This window comes from Asticcacaulis aquaticus (assembly GCF_028550415.1).
Lineage (GTDB): Bacteria > Pseudomonadota > Alphaproteobacteria > Caulobacterales > Caulobacteraceae > Asticcacaulis > Asticcacaulis aquaticus.
The window spans coordinates 220403-239055 of sequence record NZ_JAQQKX010000001.1; the positions used below are offsets into that span (position 1 = coordinate 220403).

Here is an 18653-nt window from a genome sequence, read left to right on the forward strand (position 1 = left end):
ACGAATTGAGCCCCATATCTGCCTTTTAACGAGGGTGGTATGGGGCTCTTTCTTTTGGGCGCATTGGCGCTGATGACGGTGGTCGTTCTGTGTTTTCCGGAAACGCAGGTTGCGCAGAGTCTTCAACGGTATCTGTTTGAACCTGTAGCACAGTTTCTGGATCGGATGACCTTGCCGAAACTGATATTCCTTGTGGCGCTAGTCGCGGGTTCTTTCGTCTTCGCTTATGCCTTCCCTATGGAAATTGCGCTTCTAGCCGCAGGCGATATGGCGGCCTATGCCGAAATCATGGCGGCGGTCATGCTCATGAATGCGGGCACACGTCTGAAAGCGACCTTCACGCATCTGAAAGCGTTTGCGATGCGCGCTTTAACCGCTGTCGCAGGCATTGCTCGCTTTAACACCCGTCGGGCGACGCGTGCCGTGCGACTGCACATTCGGAAAATACAGGTCACGCGCGACGATAGCGAAGACCGACCCTTATCGGCTCCACGGGCGATGGCCGCGTAGCGGTTGTGCGGCCTTGATGCTCCAGGTCCCGTTGGGATTGCGGTTCAGTTCCATCGCCCTCAACCGTTTGAAGTCTGCCGCCGTGATACGGTTGACGCCTATACAGGCGTCCGGCCAGGTATCGATCTCGCTGCGGAGGACGACCAGTTTTGCTGACCGGCATAAGGCTTCCAGATTTTCCACCTTGGGCGGCTTCTTGCCAAAGGCGAAACCGACACTGTAGGGCGCGGTTCCCGTCGGCACACAGACATAGCTTTTACACTGATAATCCTGCGCCAGCCGCGCCTCGTCCGGGGTGAGCGAATAGCGCTTCACCCACTGCTCGTAGCCATATTGCTGCACCTTCGGCCGCAGCGCATAGGCCTTGCCGTCGATCTGAAACGCGGCATTGGCCCCTTCGGCGTGCAGCCACAGATCGGGGGCTTTCTCGCGTGGCCAGTACAGAATAGCCAGAGCCGCGATCATACCGAACCACCGCGCCTTGCCACGGATCAGGCACAGCCACAGGACACCGCCAAACGACAGCAACAGCGCGATATCCGGCGGGCTCGACACGGCGGCCACCGCGCCGGGCAGATGCGCGACGAACCCGGCGATACGGTCGATCAGCGACAGACCCCACCCGGCCAGCCACAAAAACGGCGTCCCCAACGGCGTGGCACTGAGTGCGGTCCCAACCGCCAGCGCCGGCATGATGACAAAGCCGGTGATCGGCGCTTCGAGCAGATTGGCGATCAGGCCGTACATCTGGGCGCGATTGAAATAGAAGATACCGAACGGCGTCGTCGCCAGTCCGGCCACCGTCGAAGCGACGATCGATACCCATATACCGCGCCAGAATCCCTGCCACGCCCGCACCCACCACGGCACGCTGAGCTCCTTCGGCACGGACGGCAGGCTTTCCGAAAGCGCCAGCAGGGCCGCCGTGGCGCAGAACGACATCTGAAATCCCGGCTCGAACACCGCTTCGGGCATCAGACACAGGACCACGATGGCCGCCAGCGCCAGCGCCCTTAAACTCAACGCGCGACGGTCGAGCAGGATCGCCCCGAAGGCCACGATAGCCACCACGGCGGCGCGGATGGCCGGGGCGGGCGCGCCAGATATCGCCAGATAGACTATCACCGCAAAGATGCCGAACCCTGCCGCCCATTTTTTGATCGGATAGCGCAGAGCCACTGCCGGTATCAGGGCCAACCCGGCCCGGCTGGCGAAGAACGCGAACCCGCCGACAATGGCCATGTGCAGACCAGAGATCGACAGGATATGGGCAAGTCCGCTGTCGCGCATATCCTCGACCAGTTGCGGTGCAAGATAAGCCTGATGCCCGGTTACCAGCGCCGCCGCAAATCCACCGAGTCGCGTACCCTGCCCCGCCTGACCATCCAGCACACCAACGATATGGCGCGTGATCTGCCAGCGCCATGCATTCAGCGTCACCATGCGCTTCAAACGGCCCGGCATCGGCGGTGTCGCGATCTGCACGACCTTGCCCGGCACGAAGCCCACGCCGCCGATGGCGTCGAACCACGCCGTCCGGGCATAGTCGAATCCGCCGGGAATATTCGGCGCGGCGGGCGGATTGACGATGGCAAAGGTACGGATCGCCTGCCCCGGCGCAAGGCCCTCCGGCATCTGACGCAGACTCAGTCGCAAACGTATCGGCGTCCCTTCCGGTGACAGACCGGACATGCGCAGAGGCGCGACGAGCAGCCGCGGCTTATCCGTATCGCTGCCGATGATATCGATGACAACGGCCTCGATGCGAAACTGGGTTTCCACGCTTGACAGAACGGGGGCGGCCACCCGCTCCGTGCGCGCTTTACATACCGTAAACCCCACTGAGAAAGCCAGAAAAAGCCACGCAATATTCGCCACATAGGGCCATGAGCTGAAGCGCCGAAGGCCCCACACCAGCGCCCCGCACACCGCCACAAGACCCAACGCCATCCACAGGGCCGGTTCGACCTTGAGGCTCAGATAAACGGCGCAGCCGCCGCCCAGTGCCACCGGTATCCACAGGATCAGGCGGCCCGCTTGCGCCGACAGGGCGTCACGCCCGGTCTCGCGAAGCCACTCCCGCCCTGACGCTACAGAAAAATTCACCGATCCCCCGCTACGCCCCCTGTTCTCACCGCGCAACAGGCGTATAAGGGCGCGTCTTTACTATCATATGGCTTTTTACGTGACGCAACCCGTAGTTACCCGCTTCGCCCCCTCGCCCACCGGTTACCTCCACATCGGCGGGGCCCGCACCGCCCTGTTCAACTGGCTCTATGCCAAGCACACCGGCGGTCGCTTCCTGATCCGCATCGAGGACACCGACCGCGAGCGTTCGACGCAGGCCGCCGTGGACGCCATCTTCAAGGGGCTGGACTGGCTGGGGCTGAATACGGACGAGCCGATCGTTTTTCAGTCGACTCGTGAAGCGCGCCACAAAGAGGTTGTGCAGCAGCTTTACGCGTCTGGCCACGCCTATGCCTGTTTCATGACGCCGGAAGAAACCGAAGCCGCGCGCGAACTGGCCAAGGCCGAGGGCCGCGCCCTGCGTTCGACCTGGCGTGACCGCACGCCGGATGCCGCGCAACTCGCCCAACCTCACGTCATACGCTTCAAGGGGCCGCTGGACGCGCCGCTGATCATCGAGGATGCCGTTCAGGGGACGGTGCGCTTCAACACCAAGGACATGGACGACCTGATCCTGCTGCGCACCGACGGAACGCCGACCTATAATCTGGCGGTCGTGGTCGACGATCACGACATGGGCGTCACCCACATCATTCGCGGCGACGACCACCTGAACAACGCCGCCCGCCAGAGTCTGATCTATCAGGCCGCCGGATGGGACGTGCCGACCTTCGCCCATATCCCGCTGATCCACGGTCCCGACGGCGCGAAACTGAGCAAACGCCATGGCGCTCAGGCCGTTGGCGATTACGAAGACCTCGGTTACCTGCCCGAAGCCATGCGCAACTATCTGGCGCGGCTCGGCTGGTCGCACGGCGACGACGAAATCTTCACCGACGCCCAGATGATCGAATGGTTCGACGTCACCGGCATTAACAAGGCCCCCGCCCGCCTCGACTTTGCCAAACTGGGGCACGTCAATGCTCACTGGCTGCGCGAATGCGCCCCCGAACGGCTTGTCGGGCTGGTGCTGGATGCGCTGAAAGCCAGGGGCGATGTCGCTGAAAACGCGGCGGATATCCTGACGCGTACCGTGCCGCTGGTGGTCGAGCGGGCCAAGACGATTCCGGAACTGGCCGATTTATGCACTTTTGCACTGGCAAAAAGCGATTTTACCCTTGATGAGAAGACGAAAAATCTTCTGACTGAGGAAACTTTACAACGATTGACGAGACTTCACGAAAAGTTGTTAAGTCAGACAAATTGGGACAACGACTCTCTGGACCAATTGTTAAAAAATTTCGTTGAAAATGAACAGGTTGGCTTTGGAAAGGTCGGCCCGGTTCTAAGGGGAATTCTGTCGGCGGGACAACCTGCACCTGACATTTCCCGCACTTTGGCCGCCCTTGGGCGCGACGAGTCTCTCGCGCGCCTCAAGCAGGCTCTTTTCATTTAGTTTGGCACTTTATATAGCAGGTGCAACGAAAATGCCGTTTGCATTGCACACAAAAGATCAAGAGGTACGCACTTCATGACCCAGAACACTCCCGCGAAGATTACCGTCGGCGAACAGGTCATCGATCTGCCGATCATGAAGGGGACGCTTGGCCCGGACGTGATCGACATCCGTAAGCTTTACGCCCAATCCGACGCTTTCACCTACGACCCCGGTTTCACCTCGACCGCGTCGTGCGAGTCCAAGATCACCTTCATCGACGGCGATCAGGGCGTGCTTCTGCACCGGGGTTACCCGATCGATCAACTGGCGTCGCAGTCGAGCTTCCTTGAAACCTGCTACCTCCTGCTGCACGGCGAACTGCCGACCGCCTCGGAATACGAAACGTTCGAGACGACGATTACCCGTCACACCATGCTGCACGCGCAGTTCGACCGCTTCTTCGAAGGTTTCCGCCGCGACGCCCACCCGATGGCGATCATGACCGGTGCCGTCGGCGCTCTGTCGGCCTTCTACCACGACAGCCTCGACATTCAGGACGCCACTCAGCGTGAAATCTCGGCGCATCGCCTGATCGCGAAGATGCCGACGATCGCCGCCCGCGCCTTCAAGTACAGCGTCGGCCAGCCCTTCGTTCACCCGAAGAACAACCTGTCCTACGCCGAAAACTTCCTGCGCATGTGCTTCGCCGTCCCGGCCGAGGACTATGTCGTCGATCCGGCGCTGGTTCGCGCCATGGACCGCATCTTTATCCTGCACGCCGACCACGAACAGAACGCCTCGACCTCGACGGTGCGTCTGGCCGGGTCTTCGGGCGCCAACCCGTTCGCCTGTATCGCCGCCGGCATCGCCTGCCTGTGGGGTCCGTCGCACGGCGGCGCCAACGAAGAAGCGCTGAACATGCTGAAGGAAATCGGCACGCCCGAGCGCATCCCCGAGTTCATCGCCGGCGTCAAGGACCGCAAGTACAAGCTGATGGGCTTCGGTCACCGCGTCTACAAGAACTACGACCCGCGCGCCAAGGTCATGCAGACCTCGGCCTACGAAGTGCTGGCTGCCACGGGCCGCGAGAACGACCCGCTGTTCCTCGTCGCCAAGGAACTGGAAGCCGTCGCCCTGAAGGACGAGTTCTTCATGGAGCGCAAGCTGTTCCCGAACGTCGATTTCTATTCGGGCATCACCCTGTCGGCCATGGGCTTCCCCACGACCATGTTCACCGTGCTGTTCGCCCTGGCGCGCACCGTGGGCTGGATCGCCCAGTGGAAGGAAATGATCGAGGATCCGGGTCAGAAGATCGGCCGTCCGCGTCAGCTCTATACCGGCTCCGCCGCCCGCGACTTCGTTCCGGTGTCGCAACGCGGTTAATCGCAATATTGGCTAAAGAAAAACCCGCCGGAGCGATCCGGCGGGTTTTTTGTTTTCTCTCAAACCTTTACGGCGTCTTCCAGCCCCAGTCGCGAAGCCTCGACGCGGAGCGCCTTCTGGGCCGCGCCGAAGCGCGCTGCCCCGCCGCCGTCGCAATTATAGAGGATCGAGACGGTCACCTGCTCGTCAATGAAGCTGCGCAGGTGTCCGGTGAAACCGTTGATGCGACCGCCATGCGTACAGTAACGATGGTTATCGACCGTACCGACCCCCAGCCCGAACCCGTAATTCAGCGGCTCGGTGCCGCCCTCGCGCTCCCAGGCCGGTTGCCCGTTACGCAGGAGGGCGGGCGTGAGCATGGCCGTGAGGCTGTCGGCCTTGAGCACCTTGCCCCCCAGAAGAGCGGCGTGCCACTGGCACAGGTCTTCGCTGGTCGACCGCATGGCGCCCGCCCCGCTCAGGAAACTGGGCGAGGCTGGTACATGCGGATCGAAGCCCCGACCGGACGGCGTATAGCCGCGCGCCGCCGTATTGGCCGTGGCGCAATCGCGATCGATAACCGTATGATTGAGCCCCGCCGGTTTGAACAGGTGCTGCTCGCAGAAATCCGCGAAGCTCAGGCCCGACAGGTGCTCGACCACGATCGACAGCAGCGTGAAGCCGGAATTGGAATAGGCCCAGCCGAGTCCCGGACCGAAGCGATACAACGGCTTACCGGCACGGATGAGCTTCAGCACGTCGTCCGCCGTATAGTCGCGGTTCTGCGCCTCGGTCAGGATAGCCATGTCCTGACGGTTGACGTAGTCGCCCATGCCTGAGGTGTGGCTCATCAGTTGGCTGAGCGTGACCTCACCGGCGCGCGGAAAATCCGGCAGGAAGCGCGACAGGGGATCATTGACACTGAGCAGCCGCTGCTCCTGCAGCAGCAAAATGGCGGCGGCGGTGAACTGCTTGGTGATCGAGGCGATGCGCAGGGTCGTCTGCGGCGTGATCGCCTCGTCCGTATCGATCGTGGCGACACCGAAGCCTTTGGAATAGAGCATCACGCCCTTGCGCATGACGCTGAGGCTGAGGCCCGGCGTCAGGCGGGTATCGATAAAGGTTTGCGCCAGGGCGTCGAGCGTCGGCCAGTCCTTGAGCGGCGGCGCCTTCGGCCCGGCCAGCAGATTCGGTACTTCAATCGGCACGACCTTGAGCAAGGCGCTGCTGCCGAGCGAGGCCAATCCCGCGACCAGAGCCGCGCGGCGTGTCAATCCCCCCCGTTTTTGTCTGGGATCAAACATAGGTACTAGGTTGGTTAGAGCGATATGTCGAAAAGTGTGGGCGGTTTTCGATAATAATATCGCGATAAAACAAAAATTTAGAGCGGAATGACGATTCCATCTAAAGTCATTCCGCTCTGGCGTGACATCGGGACCAATGGCGGCGGATCACATCGCGCGCACCATCAGAATCCTATTAGAACAAGAGCTTAAATTAATAAGCTACCGAGAAGTTTCAACCTATATGGTTATCTTAGGGTTAACATTCAGGTGATCGAGCACGGCGGCGGCCGCCAGTTTCGCCGGGGCGGGTTGCCCACGGCCCATCAGGTCGAGCGCCGCGAACTGTTCCTCGCGCTGACGATCGCGCAAAGCCGGATCGTCGAGGCGCGCCGCCACGGCGGCCGTCAGGGCATCGACCGTGCAGTCGTTCTGAATGAACTCCGGCGCGACCGTTTTACCCGCCATGATGTTGAACAGGGTGACGTGGTCGAGTGGTGAAATATGCTTGAAAATGAAGAAGGTCAGCGGCTCGACCTTATAGGCGATGACCATCGGGCACCCCGCCAGCGCCAGCTCGGTCGAGACCGTACCGGAACAGGCCAGCGCCACCGTCGCCGCCTTCATAGCCGACAGCTTGTCTGCCTCGGCCTCGATCAGAATCAGCGGCACGGTCAGGCCGTCCAGCCCCTCATGTACCAGCCCGCGGACGGTGTCGGCGACCGGCATGACGAATTTCAGGTCCGGCTGCTCGGCCGCGAGCCGTTCCAGCGTCCCCCGGAAGGTCGGCATCAGGCGGCGGATCTCCGACGGACGGCTGCCCGGCAGAACCAGAACGAACGGACGGTCGCCCAGATCGTGACGCGCCCGAAACCCGTCCGGATCGGCCTGAGTGAAATCGACGTTCAGCGCCGGATTGCCGACGACGACGGTTTCCAGCCCTTCTTTTTCGAAATAGGGCGCATCCATCGGATGCAAAGCCAGAAGCAGATCAACGCTTTGCGCCAGAGTCTTCGCCCGCCCGGGACGCGTCGCCCACACCTGCGGTCCGACATATTTGATCAGGGCGACGTCGGGCATGACCGCGCGAATGCCGTGCGCCACGCGCAAGGTGAAGCCCCACGAATCGATAAGGATCACGGCATCGGGTGTTTCGCGCTGGGCGAGCGCCACCGTGTCGGCGACGCGCGCCTTGACGCGCTTATAGGCCTTGAGGCCTTCGACCATACCGAGGATCGACAACTGCGCGATATCGAACGGGCTCTCTATGCCCAGTTCCGCCATCTGCTTGCCGCCGACGCCGAAAAACGTCAGGGGCACGGCGGATTGCGCCTGCAATTCGCGGATCAGACCGGCCCCCAGCGTGTCGCCGGACGCTTCGGCGGCAACCACCATAAGTTTAAGGGGCGTGACCATAGATAAACAATCCCAACTCTGCAGCGCGCGCATAGGTCCGCGCCTTGTCGACGACCAGCAGCGCCCCCGCCTGACCGACTATACCCGCCAATCCCGCCGCCGCCGCCGCCTCGACCGTCTGGACGCCGATGGTTGGCATGTCCAGACGCAGGTCCTGAATCGGCTTGGCGACCTTGGCCAGCACGCCCTTGCGCGCCCCCTCGCGACCGATCAGGACCGGCGACAGCGTCGGAATGCGTTTCAGCAGGGCATCCGTGCCTTCCTGAGCCTCAACGGCGAGCGTAATCCGATCCGCCACGACGACCGCCTGACCGATATCGAGCGCGCCGATGGCGTGGGCAATGCGAAAGGCCTCGTGGACGTCGGCCAGCGCCTCCGCCGATGGGGCCGCCCCCGCCTGAAGCCCCTCGTCGAGCAGCAATTGCGGATTGGCTTCGTGCGCGCCCTCTATGACATAGCCCTGCGATTCAAACACCTTGGCAACTTGCCGCAGGAGCGAATCGTCACCGCCGCGTCCGGCCTGCTGGATCGACGGCAGGTGCGCTGCGCCGCCTTCGTCGCGTTTCAGGGTGTCGAAATCGGGGCGTTTGACGTAGCCGACCATACAGACGGCCTTACAGCCTTCCTGCGCCAGAGCGACGAAGATCTGCTGAAAATGGCCGATATCGATGTCATGCCCGGGATGCCCGTTCAGTTCTTCATCGACCAGACCCGCCAGACGAATGACGCAATAGTCGCGACCCGACGCCTTCAGATAGCGGGCGATTTCCACCGGCACCCACCCGCCACCGGCGATAAGCGCAAGCTTGCTCATCCTTCCGCCGGCAGACAGATGGGGCGGTTGGAGTCTTCGCGAATGAACTGAACGATTTCAACCACCTGCGGGATATCACTGAAATTTTCCAGCACGTCGTCGAGGCGCTCCTGGAACGTGCCTTCGGGGGCGAACATCATGCGGTAGGCCGTGCGCAGCGCCAGAATGAGGTCGCGCGAAAAACCGCGACGCTTGAGACCGACCAGATTCAGGCCTTCGAGGCGGGCGTGGTTGCCCCATACTGAGCCGTAGGGAATGACGTCCTTGGTCACCATGGCCGCGCCGCCGACGAAGCTGTAGCGGCCGATGCGGGCGAACTGATGGATGCCGCACAGGCCACCCAGAAAGACGAAATCGCCGACCTGAACGTGACCGCCCAGAGAGGCATTGTTGGCGAGGACGACATTGTTGCCGACGACGCAGTCGTGCGCGACATGGCTGCCGACCATCAGCAGGCAGTCGTTGCCGACCGTCGTCACGCCGCCGCCCTTGACCGTGCCGGTGTGCATGGTGACGTGTTCGCGGATATGGTTGCGCGCGCCGATGATCAGGCGGGTATCTTCACCCTTGTGCGCCAAATGCTGCGGCGTACCGCCCAGGACGGCAAAGGGATGGACGACCGTGTCCTCACCGATTTCGGTATGGCCTTCGATGACGACGCTCGATTGCAGCGTCACGCGGTCCTTGAGAACCACCTGAGGCCCGACGATGCACCACGGCCCGACCGTGACGCCTTCGCCAAGACTCGCGCCCTCGTGGATGATGGCGGAGGGATGAATGCTCATTGCGGGTTCTCGACGACCATGGCGGCGAATTCGCATTCACAGCACAGCTTGCCGTTGACATAGGCCTTGCCGCTGAATTTGAACACGTCACCGCGGTGGCGCGTGACTTCGACGTGCATGCGCAACTGATCGCCGGGGCGCACGGGGCTGCGGAACTTTACCCCGTCCACGCCCATGAAGAAGATGGTCTTGCCTTCGACCGACACCTCAAGCGATTTCGACATCAGGACGGCGCCGGTCTGACCCAAGGCTTCGATGATGAGAACCCCCGGCATGACCGGGTTTTCAGGAAAGTGTCCCTGAAAGAACGGTTCGTTGAACGTCACGTTCTTGATACCGACCATGCTCTTGTTCTTGATCCAGTCTTCGCCGCGATCAATGAGCAAAAAGGGATAGCGATGCGGAATCCGCTTCAAAATCTCGGCATAGCTGATGGCTATGCCGGTTTCGGCTTCAGGCGCAGTTTCGGTCGTCATGGTCTGTTTTTAACCCTTGTCTTTGGAGGCCGCCGCCTTGGCCAGCCAGGCCGATTCGCGCAGGAACTGCCGCGATGGCTTGGCGGGAAAGCCCGACCACATCTGCCCCGCAGGGACATTTTTGAACACAATAGCACCGGCGGCGACCTTGGCCCCCTCGCCGATTTCGATATGATCGATCACCCCGGCCCGGCCTCCGAACATGGCGCCGTCGCCGACATGGACCGAACCGGACAGGCCGGAATGGGCCGCCACGATGACGTTACGTCCAATCTTAACGTTATGAGCGATTTGCACCATGTTGTCGATCTTGGTCGCCTCACCGATAACGGTATCGTCGAAGGCGCCGCGATCGACGCAGGTACCCGCGCCGATCGACACGTCGTCCTGAAGGATGACGCGACCCAGTTGCGGCACGTCGATCAGCCCCATCTTGTCACCCGACACGCCGAATCCGGCCTCGCCGATGCGGACGCCCGACGACAGGTGCACCCGGTCCCCCATCAGTGTGCAGTAGATGGTCGAATGCGCCCCGATATGACAATCACGCCCGATAGTACAGCCCGGCCCGATGACCGTATAGGCCTCGATGCGCGACCCGCGGCCGATTTCGACGTTTTGCCCCACCACGACGCCCACACCGAGGCTGGCACCCGGCTCGATCCGGGCTGTGGGGTGAATCGCCTGCCCGCCATCGTGAATCTTGGGCGTATAGAGCTTCGCCGCCAGCCGCGACCACGACGCCTGCGGCGAAGCCGTCACCAGCGGTATGGAATGGGCGGGCACGTTTTCGACGTCGGAGGCGCTGACGAAAACATATTCGGCCTGCGTTTTCTGCAAATTGAGAAGATAGCGGCGGTCGCTGAAATAGGACGCCTTGCCCGCACCCGCCGACGATAGGGGCGCACAGCCGGATACAAAGCCGTCAGATCCGGCGGATTTACCTATCGACGCAAAGGTCAGGGCCGCGACCTGATCGAGACCGATCCGCGATCCTACATCGAAAAACCTCAGATCGGGCATGCCCCTCTATATCCTGATATCGTTTGTATGCCCGCGTTTGCGCGGAGCAAAAAACGGTTGAGCCTTGTCCAGTAAAATGGCTTCGCACATTTTTGGACAAGGCTCAAGTTTTAGCACGTGTTTTTAGCGCAGCCTATTAGCCGCCCTGTTGCTGGGCTTCCTGCTCGGCCTTGGCCTTCAGGAGCTTCTGACGGTCGGCCTCGGGCAGGACGACGCGCTTGATATCGACGGTGGCCTTGGAATCGTCCAGCTTCTTGATGACGTCGCCGGTGATGTCCATCGCCGGGTTGGCGAACAGAACGGCCTTGCGATCGACCAGCATGCCGCAGTTCTTGGCTTCATAGACGGCCGACAGGACCGGACCAACCTGCTGAGCGACCAGGACATTGGCCTGCTGCTCGGTGCGGCCCAGTTCCTGATTGACGATGAACGCCTTGTCCTGGAAGGCCTTGGCCTTGACGTAGAAGGCCTGGGCCAGCGGCTCGAACTTTTCCTTGGTCAGGGTCTTTTGCTGGGCCGCCAGACCCGTGCGCTCTTTTTCCAGCGCCGTGACGTCAGGGCCCAGATCGGCTTCGGCCTGCTGGTTGATCTGCTCCAGACGCGTAGCGGCGGCCTTGGCGATGGCGGCATTGGCCATGACGGCTTCGTTCGAATAGACGCAGACGCCGGCGATCACCGGACCCGGCTTGGTCTGGGGCTGGGCGGCCGGCGTCGGGGCCGCAGCCGGCTTGGGGGCCTGAGCCGAAGCGACCGGGGCGAGCATAAGCGCCGACAGGCCGCAAACAGTGATCAGAAGTTGCTTTTTCATGGTGTGGGAACTTTTCATCCGAGAGTAGATTTAGAACTGGGTGGATTGCGAGAAACGGAAGGTTTCGGTCTTGTCATACTCTTCCCGCTTGAGCAGCTGGCTGATATCGAACTGGATCGGCCCCATCGGCGACTTCCAGCGGATGGTGATACCAGCGGCGGCCCGCAACGAGAAATCATCCTTGATATAGTCCAGACGCGAACCGGCAACACAGGTTCCGGCCGCCGCCTGGGTAGCGCTGCAGTATTTCAGGCGGTCATCGACACCGCCCATCGTACCAAAGTCCACAAACAAAGCGGTTTTAAGGCCGTATTGCTCGGGCAGGCCGTTCGGGATACCCAGCTCGACCGTACCGATGGCGTAGGTTTCCCCACCCAGCGCATAGGTCGAAGAGGTGTCGCGCGGGCCGATACCGGCGTTTTCAAAGCCGCGGAACGTGGTGCCCCCCTTGAAGAAACGGTCGTTGATGCGGATCGAATCGCCGTTGGTCGGCGTGATGTTCCCCGCCAGCCCCTGAACGTGCAGGATCATATCCTTGCGGAAGCCGTGATACCAATGGCCTTCAAGTTCCGAGCGAATATATTTCGCGTCGCCACCCAGACCGGCGAAATCCTGACGCAGGATCGCCTGCCAGCCGCGCGTCGCCATCACATAGTCGTTGCGGCGGTCGAACGACAGGGTATAGCCGACGCTCGACGTCACGCCGTTGCCGCACGAATAGAGCAGATCGTCGCAGCTGGTCGAGGACGTGGTCGACAGTTCGTCGTTGCGCAGGTTGTAGCGCAGGCGCAGGATCGAATAGCCGTTCAGGCTGTAGCCCAGACGCAGGCCCGCACCGTTGGTCTTGGTCGAATAGCTCACGCCCGAATATTCGTAGGAGCTGGAGAAGATATCGACACCGGCGGAGATATCGCGGCCCATGAAGTGCGGTTCGGTGAACGACAGGTCGACGTTTTTCTGGATCGAACCCAGCGAGACACGCGCCCGAACGTTCTGACCGCGGCCGCGGAAGTTGCGCTCGGTGATGCCGACGTCGAGAATGAACTTTTCGTAGGACGAGAACCCGGCGCCAAAGCTGAGTTCGCCCGTCGGCTGCTCGGTGACCTCGACGCGGATATTGGTGCGGTCGGGTGCCGAACCCGGCGTTTCCTTGATGTCGGCTTCTTTGAAGAAGCCGAGCGCGTTGACGAACATCTTCGAACGCTCGATCAGGGCCTTGTTATAGGCATCGCCTTCGGAAACCAGCATTTCGCGGCGCACGACGCGGTCCAGCGTGCGGGCATTGCCGACGACATCGATCTTGTCGATATAGACGCGCGCGCCTTCGCGGACGTTGAAGGTCATGTCGACGGTCTTGCTCTCCGGGTTGCCTTCGTCGCGCGGGCGCACGTCCACGAAGGCGAAGCCCGCCTGCCCCGCCGCATAGGTCAGGGCGTCGACCGACTTTTCGATCAGGTCGCTCTCGTAGAGCTGGCCCGGCTGGATCGGCAGGATGCGCGCCAGGTTTTCACCGCTGAGCTTGTCGTTTTCGGTCTTCACCGTGACGCGGCCGAAATTGTACTTCTCGCCTTCGTCCAGCGTGTAGGTGATGACGAAGTCCTTGCGGTCCGGCGTCAGTTCAGCGACCGCCGAAACGACGCGGAAGTCGTAGTAACCGCGGTTGGTATAGTGCTTCTTCAACTGCTCGCGGTCGTAATCCATACGGTCCGGATCGTAGTTGTCGTTCGAGGAGAAGAACTTCCACCACAGCGACTTGCGCGTGACGACGACGCCGGCCAGTTCGCTGTCCGAATAGGCCTTGTTGCCGACGAAGTTGACGTTCTCGACGCCGGTCTTGACGCCTTCATTGATTTCGAAGATCAGGTCGACGCGCTTTTGCGGCAGCTCGACGATCTTGGGCGTGACGGTCGCCGAAATGCGGCCCGAACGGCGATAAAGCTCGATGATGCGCTGGACGTCGGCCTGTACCTTGGCCTTGGTGAAGACGCCGCGCGGGCGGATGGTGACTTCGTCACGCAGCTTGTCCTTCGACAGGGCCGAATTGCCTTCGAAGACCACCTGATTGATGATCGGCGCTTCAACGACGCTGATGACCATTTCCTGACCGTTCATCACGATCTGCACGTCCGAGAACAGTTCGGTGCGGAAGAGGGTCTTCACCGACTGATCGATCAGGGCGTCGTTGACCGTCTGGCCCACCTGAATCGGCAAATAGGAAATCACGGTCGCCGAATCGATCCGCTCATTGCCCTCGACCTTGATGCGGCCGATGGTGGCCACCTGAGGGGCCGGGGCTTCCTGAGGCGCCTGTTGCTGCTGCTCGGCGGGCGGGGCCGGCGGCGCTTCCTGCGCGAGGGTCGGCGCGGCGGCGGCCAGAAGGGCGAACAGGCTGACCGAGGCCGCCAGCGGACGGAAGGTCTTCGGCGTAAGGAGGTTATGGCTGAGCATAAAGTTCTGGATCCGCTTTATATGTTGGCAGTCGTCTGATGGGCAGTAGGGAACACGCGCGGCACGACCGCTAACCCCTGTGAGTATGGAGATGTTTTATGACGGTCATGAAAACAGTCCCCCGAAAAATTTGCTGACGCCCATACGGTTAAGGTCATTCCATGTAGCGAACAACATCAATCCTAACAAGGCCACAAGGCCGAATCTGTAGCCCAGCCCCTGAATGGTGGCATTGAGCGGTTTACGCGCGACGGCCTCGTAGGTGTAGAACACCAGATGCCCCCCGTCGAGTACGGGCACCGGCAGCAGGTTGACGAAGCCGATGCCAATCGACACGACTGCCGCCAACTGCAGCATGGTCAGGGCCCAGTTCAGCGCCGTAATGCCGGGCGAGGTCTTCGCCTTGGCGACTTCGGCGGTCAGATCGCCGGTCGTCTTGGTCATACCCAGAATGCCGGACAGCTGATCGCCGTTTTCTTTTCCAGTGAAAATACGGCCAATATAGGTCAGGGTCGTGTCAAGCACGTCCACCGTCGTTTTAAAGCCCTCGGCCACGGCGTCGTGCGGCCAGTAGCGCTTGCGGTACGGCTGATCGGCGAAGTGCAGACCGATGCGCCCGCCATAGACGACCGGCTGCCCCGGTTGGGTGATGACGTCGCGTTTGGGGGTGGCGTCGATCGTCACGATCTGAGCACCGCGACGGACCTCGAACCGCGTCGCCTGATCGGCACGCGTATTGATCAGGCGCGCCGCGTCCTGAAACTGATCGACCTTGCGTCCGTCGATGGACACCAGCACATCGCCGGTGCGGAACCCTGCGGCCTCGGCGACGCTGCCCGGCTCGGTTCGGTCGACCAGCGGCGGGCGAATGACCTCGCCGAACACACTCAGCAGAAACGCGAAGATGGCAATCGCCAGCACGAAATTGGCCATCGGCCCGGCCAGAACGATCAGAAAACGCTGCCACACCGGCTTGAAATGGAAATAGGCCTGTTCGGCCCCTGCCCCTTCGCGCTGGGTGATGGCGAGGCGGGCTTCCTGCAATTCTTTCTCATCCGGTGACATGGAAGACACATGTTCGTCGCCGGCGAACTTGACATAGCCCCCCAGAGGCAGGGCGCTCAGGCACCACAGCACGCCGTTTTTATCGCGGCGCGACCACAGGATCGGGCCGAATCCGACGGAAAACCGTTCGATCTTCGTTTTAAACAGGCGCGCCACGCTGAAATGTCCCAGCTCGTGAATCGTCACGATCAGCGAGATCATCAGCAAGAATGTCGGTGCCCCCAGAAGTAATGTCATTTAGTTTCCGTACCTTGTCGCCACGTTTTCACCCCGCACTCACGCCGTAGCCGCCGACACAGCCTCAGAGGCCCCGCAGCGTCCCGCCAGTTCGGCGCGTGTGTCCGCGTCCGTGAGCAATATCCGATCGATATCATGGCCTAAATTTCCCGTTAAGGCCATAGAGGGTGATTCCGCCTTCTTCATGGCATGGGCTACGGCGTCGGGAATATCGAGGAATCCGATGCGCCCGGCGAGGAAGGCCTGAACCATCGCTTCGTTGGCCGCATTGAATACGACCGGCATCAGGCCACCGACCGTCAGGGCTTCGCGCGCCAGCCGCAGCATCGGGAAGGCGTCCTCGTCCGGCGCTTCGAAGGTCAGGGTGCCGATGGCACGCAGATCGAACGCCGGGGCTTTCCACGCATGGCGGTCGGGCCAGCCGAGGCAATAGGATATCGGCACGCGCATGTCGGCGGGGCCCATCTGGGCAAGGGTCGAGCCATCGGCATATTCGACAAGGCTGTGCACGACCGACTGCGGATGGACCAGCACGTCGATCTGCTCGGCAGGCATGTCGAACAGATAGGCCGCCTCGATCAGTTCCAGCCCCTTGTTGGCCAGCGTCGCGCTGTCGATGGTGATCTTGGCCCCCATCGACCAGTTGGGGTGTTTGAGCGCCTGTTCGCGGGTGACCGATTTAAGCTGCTCACGCGTCTTGCCCCGGAACGGCCCGCCCGACGCCGTGAGGATCAGGCGGCGGATGCGGTCGCGCTGCGTGGTTTCAAAAACCTGAAAAATGGCGTTGTGCTCGGAATCGACCGGCAGGATGCGCCCGCCCGCCGCCTCGGCGCGCTCGATTAGCGCCCGCCCGCAGCAGACGAGGCTTTCCTTGTTGGCCAGGGCGATGGTCGCCCCCGTCCCCGCCGCCGCCCAGACGGGCTTAAGACCGGCAATGCCGACGATGGCCGCCATGACCCAGTCAGCACTTCGTCCGGCGGCGGCTTCGACGGCGTCGATACCGCAGGCGATCTCTATGCCGGAATGGCGCATCAGGTCCTGAAACAGGGGCCACTGCGACTCGTCAGCGATGACGGCGATGGCCGGGCGGAATTTAAGCGCCTGTTCGGCCAGCAATTCGGCGTTGCGCCCGGCGCACAGGGCCTCAAGGACATAGTCCACGCCGGGCGTCAGGGTTTCCTCGATCAGGTTCAGCGTCGAGACGCCGACCGATCCCGTGGAACCGAGAATGGAAATCCGCCTCATAGTTTCGTCCCGAGCATGACCAGCCAGCGGATGCCGCCGATGGCGACGATGGCGAACATCAGGCCGTCGACGCGATCGAGCAGACCGCCGTGCCCAGGGATCAGGGCGCCGGAGTCCTTGACACCATACCGGCGTTTCAGCATCGATTCCCACAGGTCGCCGCCCATGGTCGCAAACGCCACCAGAAGCCCGACGATCAGGGCCGCCGTATTGGACTGAAACAGATCGGTCAGATCGGCCAGCGCCCCCGACGTCAGCATCCCGGCGATCATGCCCCCGGCGAAGCCTGCCCAGGTCTTGTTCGGCGAATATTTGGCCCACAGCTTCGGCCCGCCGATCAGCTTGCCGAACATATAGGCCGCGCTGTCGGCCGCCCAGGCGATGAGGAAGGCGAAAAACACCCAGTAGGTGCCGTTGTGGGTTTCACGCAGCCAGATAAGCACCAGCGCCGGCCAGCCGATATAGAAGGCGCCATAGGCCGCATCGAGATAGGGCCCTTTGAGACGACGGAAATAGAGCCCCGCACAGACCGTGCCGAAACTCAGAACCGCGATCCCGGCCAGAATATTGGACAGATATACCGTAAATACCGCCGACAGCACGGCCATGGTGATAGCAACGGCCATGCGGCTGGGCATGTGCGGCGCGGCCATGCTGCCCCATTCGATGCTGAGGAAGGCGACACCGACGCTGAGCAGCAGCAGGAACGGCCACGAACCGAACCAGATGATCCCCAGCACGACCGGGATCAGCACCGCCGCCGAGGCGACGCGGAACAGCAGCTCGCGCGATTTCTTTGCGGGTTTGGGCGGCGTCTTCACGCCATCAGGCTGGGACATGGCCCGCCTCGACCGCGCCGAACCGCCGTTCGCGCCGGTAGAATTCGTCCAGCGCCGCCTTCAGCGCCGCGCCGTCATAGTCGGGCCACAGGATGTCCTGAAACACGAACTCGGCATAGGCCGCTTCCCACAGCAGAAAGTTCGACAGACGATGTTCGCCCGAGGTGCGGATCACCAGATCGAGCGTCGGCAAGCCATGCGTAGACAGGAAGCCGCCGAAGGCGTCCGGCGTCAGGTCGTCAATCCGCGCCTCACCCGACTGCACCCGACGGGCGAAGGCCTTGGCACCTTCGACGATATCGGCCTGCGCCCCGTAGTTCAGCGCCACCTGAAGGAAAAAGCGCGAATTGTGCCTGGTGCGTTCGTGCGCGTCGTGAATGCAGGACAGGATATCAGCGGGAAGCCCGTCGCGCTGACCTATAATGCGGACGCAGACGCCTTCGCGCGCCAGACGGTCGAGATCGGACCGGATGAAGGCCTTGAGCAGGCCCATCAGGTCGGACACCTCCGCCGCCGGACGCCGCCAGTTCTCGGTCGAAAAGGCAAACACCGTCATATGCGTCACGCCCAGATCGCCCGCTGCCGTGATCGTCTTTTTCAGGGCGTCGACCCCGGCCTTGTGACCGAAGGTGCGTATCTGATGACGCGCCTTGGCCCAGCGGCCATTGCCGTCCATGATGATCGCGACGTGCAGTGCCTTAGACCCGTCCAGCGCGGCCTTGCCTTCGGCGATATGGTCCGGCCCTGAGGGCATGAACGCGGATTCCCTTATAATGC

At 61.9% G+C, this 18653-nt stretch carries 16 protein-coding genes; 3 read left to right on the forward strand and 13 right to left on the reverse strand.

Going from position 1 to position 18653, the window contains the following annotated elements; all coding sequences use genetic code 11:
- Positions 1 to 39 precede the first annotated feature (39 nt).
- Positions 40 to 510, forward strand: a complete 471-nt coding sequence (locus PQU92_RS01050; protein WP_272746361.1) for a hypothetical protein — start codon at positions 40 to 42, stop codon at positions 508 to 510.
- Here PQU92_RS01050 and PQU92_RS01055 read toward each other — a convergent pair.
- Positions 481 to 2616, reverse strand: coding sequence for a ComEC/Rec2 family competence protein (locus PQU92_RS01055; RefSeq protein ID WP_272746362.1), 2136 nt, complete (start codon positions 2614 to 2616; stop codon positions 481 to 483). The genes PQU92_RS01050 and PQU92_RS01055 overlap by 30 nt on opposite strands.
- Positions 2617 to 2695: 79 nt before the next feature.
- Between PQU92_RS01055 and gltX the strand changes: the two genes are divergently transcribed.
- Both gltX and gltA read left to right on the forward strand, forming a co-directional pair.
- On the forward strand, positions 2696 to 4093 hold the full coding sequence (gene gltX, locus PQU92_RS01060; protein ID WP_272746363.1) for a glutamate--tRNA ligase: 1398 nt from the start codon (positions 2696 to 2698) through the stop codon (positions 4091 to 4093).
- Positions 4094 to 4168: 75 nt separating this feature from the next.
- Positions 4169 to 5458, forward strand: coding sequence for a citrate synthase (gene gltA, locus PQU92_RS01065; RefSeq protein WP_272746364.1), 1290 nt, complete (start codon positions 4169 to 4171; stop codon positions 5456 to 5458).
- 59 nt (positions 5459 to 5517) lie between these two features.
- On the opposite strand, the gene PQU92_RS01070 is transcribed toward gltA, so the two are convergent.
- From PQU92_RS01070 to uppS, 12 genes are all read right to left on the reverse strand, one after another.
- Positions 5518 to 6711, reverse strand: coding sequence for a serine hydrolase domain-containing protein (locus tag PQU92_RS01070; RefSeq protein ID WP_272746365.1), 1194 nt, complete (start codon positions 6709 to 6711; stop codon positions 5518 to 5520).
- 249 nt (positions 6712 to 6960) lie between these two features.
- Positions 6961 to 8136, reverse strand: a complete 1176-nt coding sequence (gene lpxB / locus PQU92_RS01075) for a lipid-A-disaccharide synthase (RefSeq protein WP_272746366.1) — start codon at positions 8134 to 8136, stop codon at positions 6961 to 6963.
- Complete coding sequence (locus tag PQU92_RS01080) at positions 8120 to 8950, reverse strand: LpxI family protein (RefSeq protein WP_272746367.1); 831 nt, start codon at positions 8948 to 8950, stop codon at positions 8120 to 8122. Before PQU92_RS01080 ends, lpxB begins: the two co-directional genes overlap by 17 nt.
- On the reverse strand, positions 8947 to 9735 hold the full coding sequence (lpxA, locus tag PQU92_RS01085; RefSeq protein WP_272746368.1) for an acyl-ACP--UDP-N-acetylglucosamine O-acyltransferase: 789 nt from the start codon (positions 9733 to 9735) through the stop codon (positions 8947 to 8949). Before lpxA ends, PQU92_RS01080 begins: the two co-directional genes overlap by 4 nt.
- The gene (gene fabZ, locus PQU92_RS01090) at positions 9732 to 10211 is read right to left on the reverse strand and encodes a 3-hydroxyacyl-ACP dehydratase FabZ (protein ID WP_272746369.1); all 480 of its coding nucleotides are present in this window, start codon (positions 10209 to 10211) and stop codon (positions 9732 to 9734) included. The genes lpxA and fabZ overlap by 4 nt, the downstream gene beginning before the upstream one ends.
- Positions 10212 to 10220: 9 nt before the next feature.
- Positions 10221 to 11234, reverse strand: coding sequence for a UDP-3-O-(3-hydroxymyristoyl)glucosamine N-acyltransferase (gene lpxD / locus PQU92_RS01095; protein WP_272746370.1), 1014 nt, complete (start codon positions 11232 to 11234; stop codon positions 10221 to 10223).
- Between the two features lie 136 nt (positions 11235 to 11370).
- On the reverse strand, positions 11371 to 12042 hold the full coding sequence (locus tag PQU92_RS01100; protein ID WP_272746371.1) for an OmpH family outer membrane protein: 672 nt from the start codon (positions 12040 to 12042) through the stop codon (positions 11371 to 11373).
- A gap of 30 nt (positions 12043 to 12072) precedes the next feature.
- Positions 12073 to 14490, reverse strand: a complete 2418-nt coding sequence (gene bamA / locus PQU92_RS01105) for an outer membrane protein assembly factor BamA (RefSeq protein ID WP_272746372.1) — start codon at positions 14488 to 14490, stop codon at positions 12073 to 12075.
- A 105-nt stretch (positions 14491 to 14595) separates the two neighbouring features.
- A complete protein-coding gene (locus tag PQU92_RS01110) occupies positions 14596 to 15792 on the reverse strand; it encodes a M50 family metallopeptidase (RefSeq protein WP_272746373.1) in 1197 nt (398 codons plus the stop codon).
- A 39-nt stretch (positions 15793 to 15831) separates the two neighbouring features.
- Positions 15832 to 17037, reverse strand: a complete 1206-nt coding sequence (gene dxr, locus PQU92_RS01115; protein WP_272746374.1) for a 1-deoxy-D-xylulose-5-phosphate reductoisomerase — start codon at positions 17035 to 17037, stop codon at positions 15832 to 15834.
- Positions 17034 to 17876: a phosphatidate cytidylyltransferase gene (locus tag PQU92_RS01120; RefSeq protein WP_272746375.1), complete on the reverse strand. Its 843-nt coding sequence runs from the start codon at positions 17874 to 17876 to the stop codon at positions 17034 to 17036. Before PQU92_RS01120 ends, dxr begins: the two co-directional genes overlap by 4 nt.
- Positions 17863 to 18630 (reverse strand): polyprenyl diphosphate synthase, encoded by a 768-nt coding sequence (gene uppS / locus PQU92_RS01125; protein ID WP_272746376.1) that lies wholly within the window; start codon positions 18628 to 18630, stop codon positions 17863 to 17865. Before uppS ends, PQU92_RS01120 begins: the two co-directional genes overlap by 14 nt.
- Positions 18631 to 18653 lie beyond the last annotated feature (23 nt).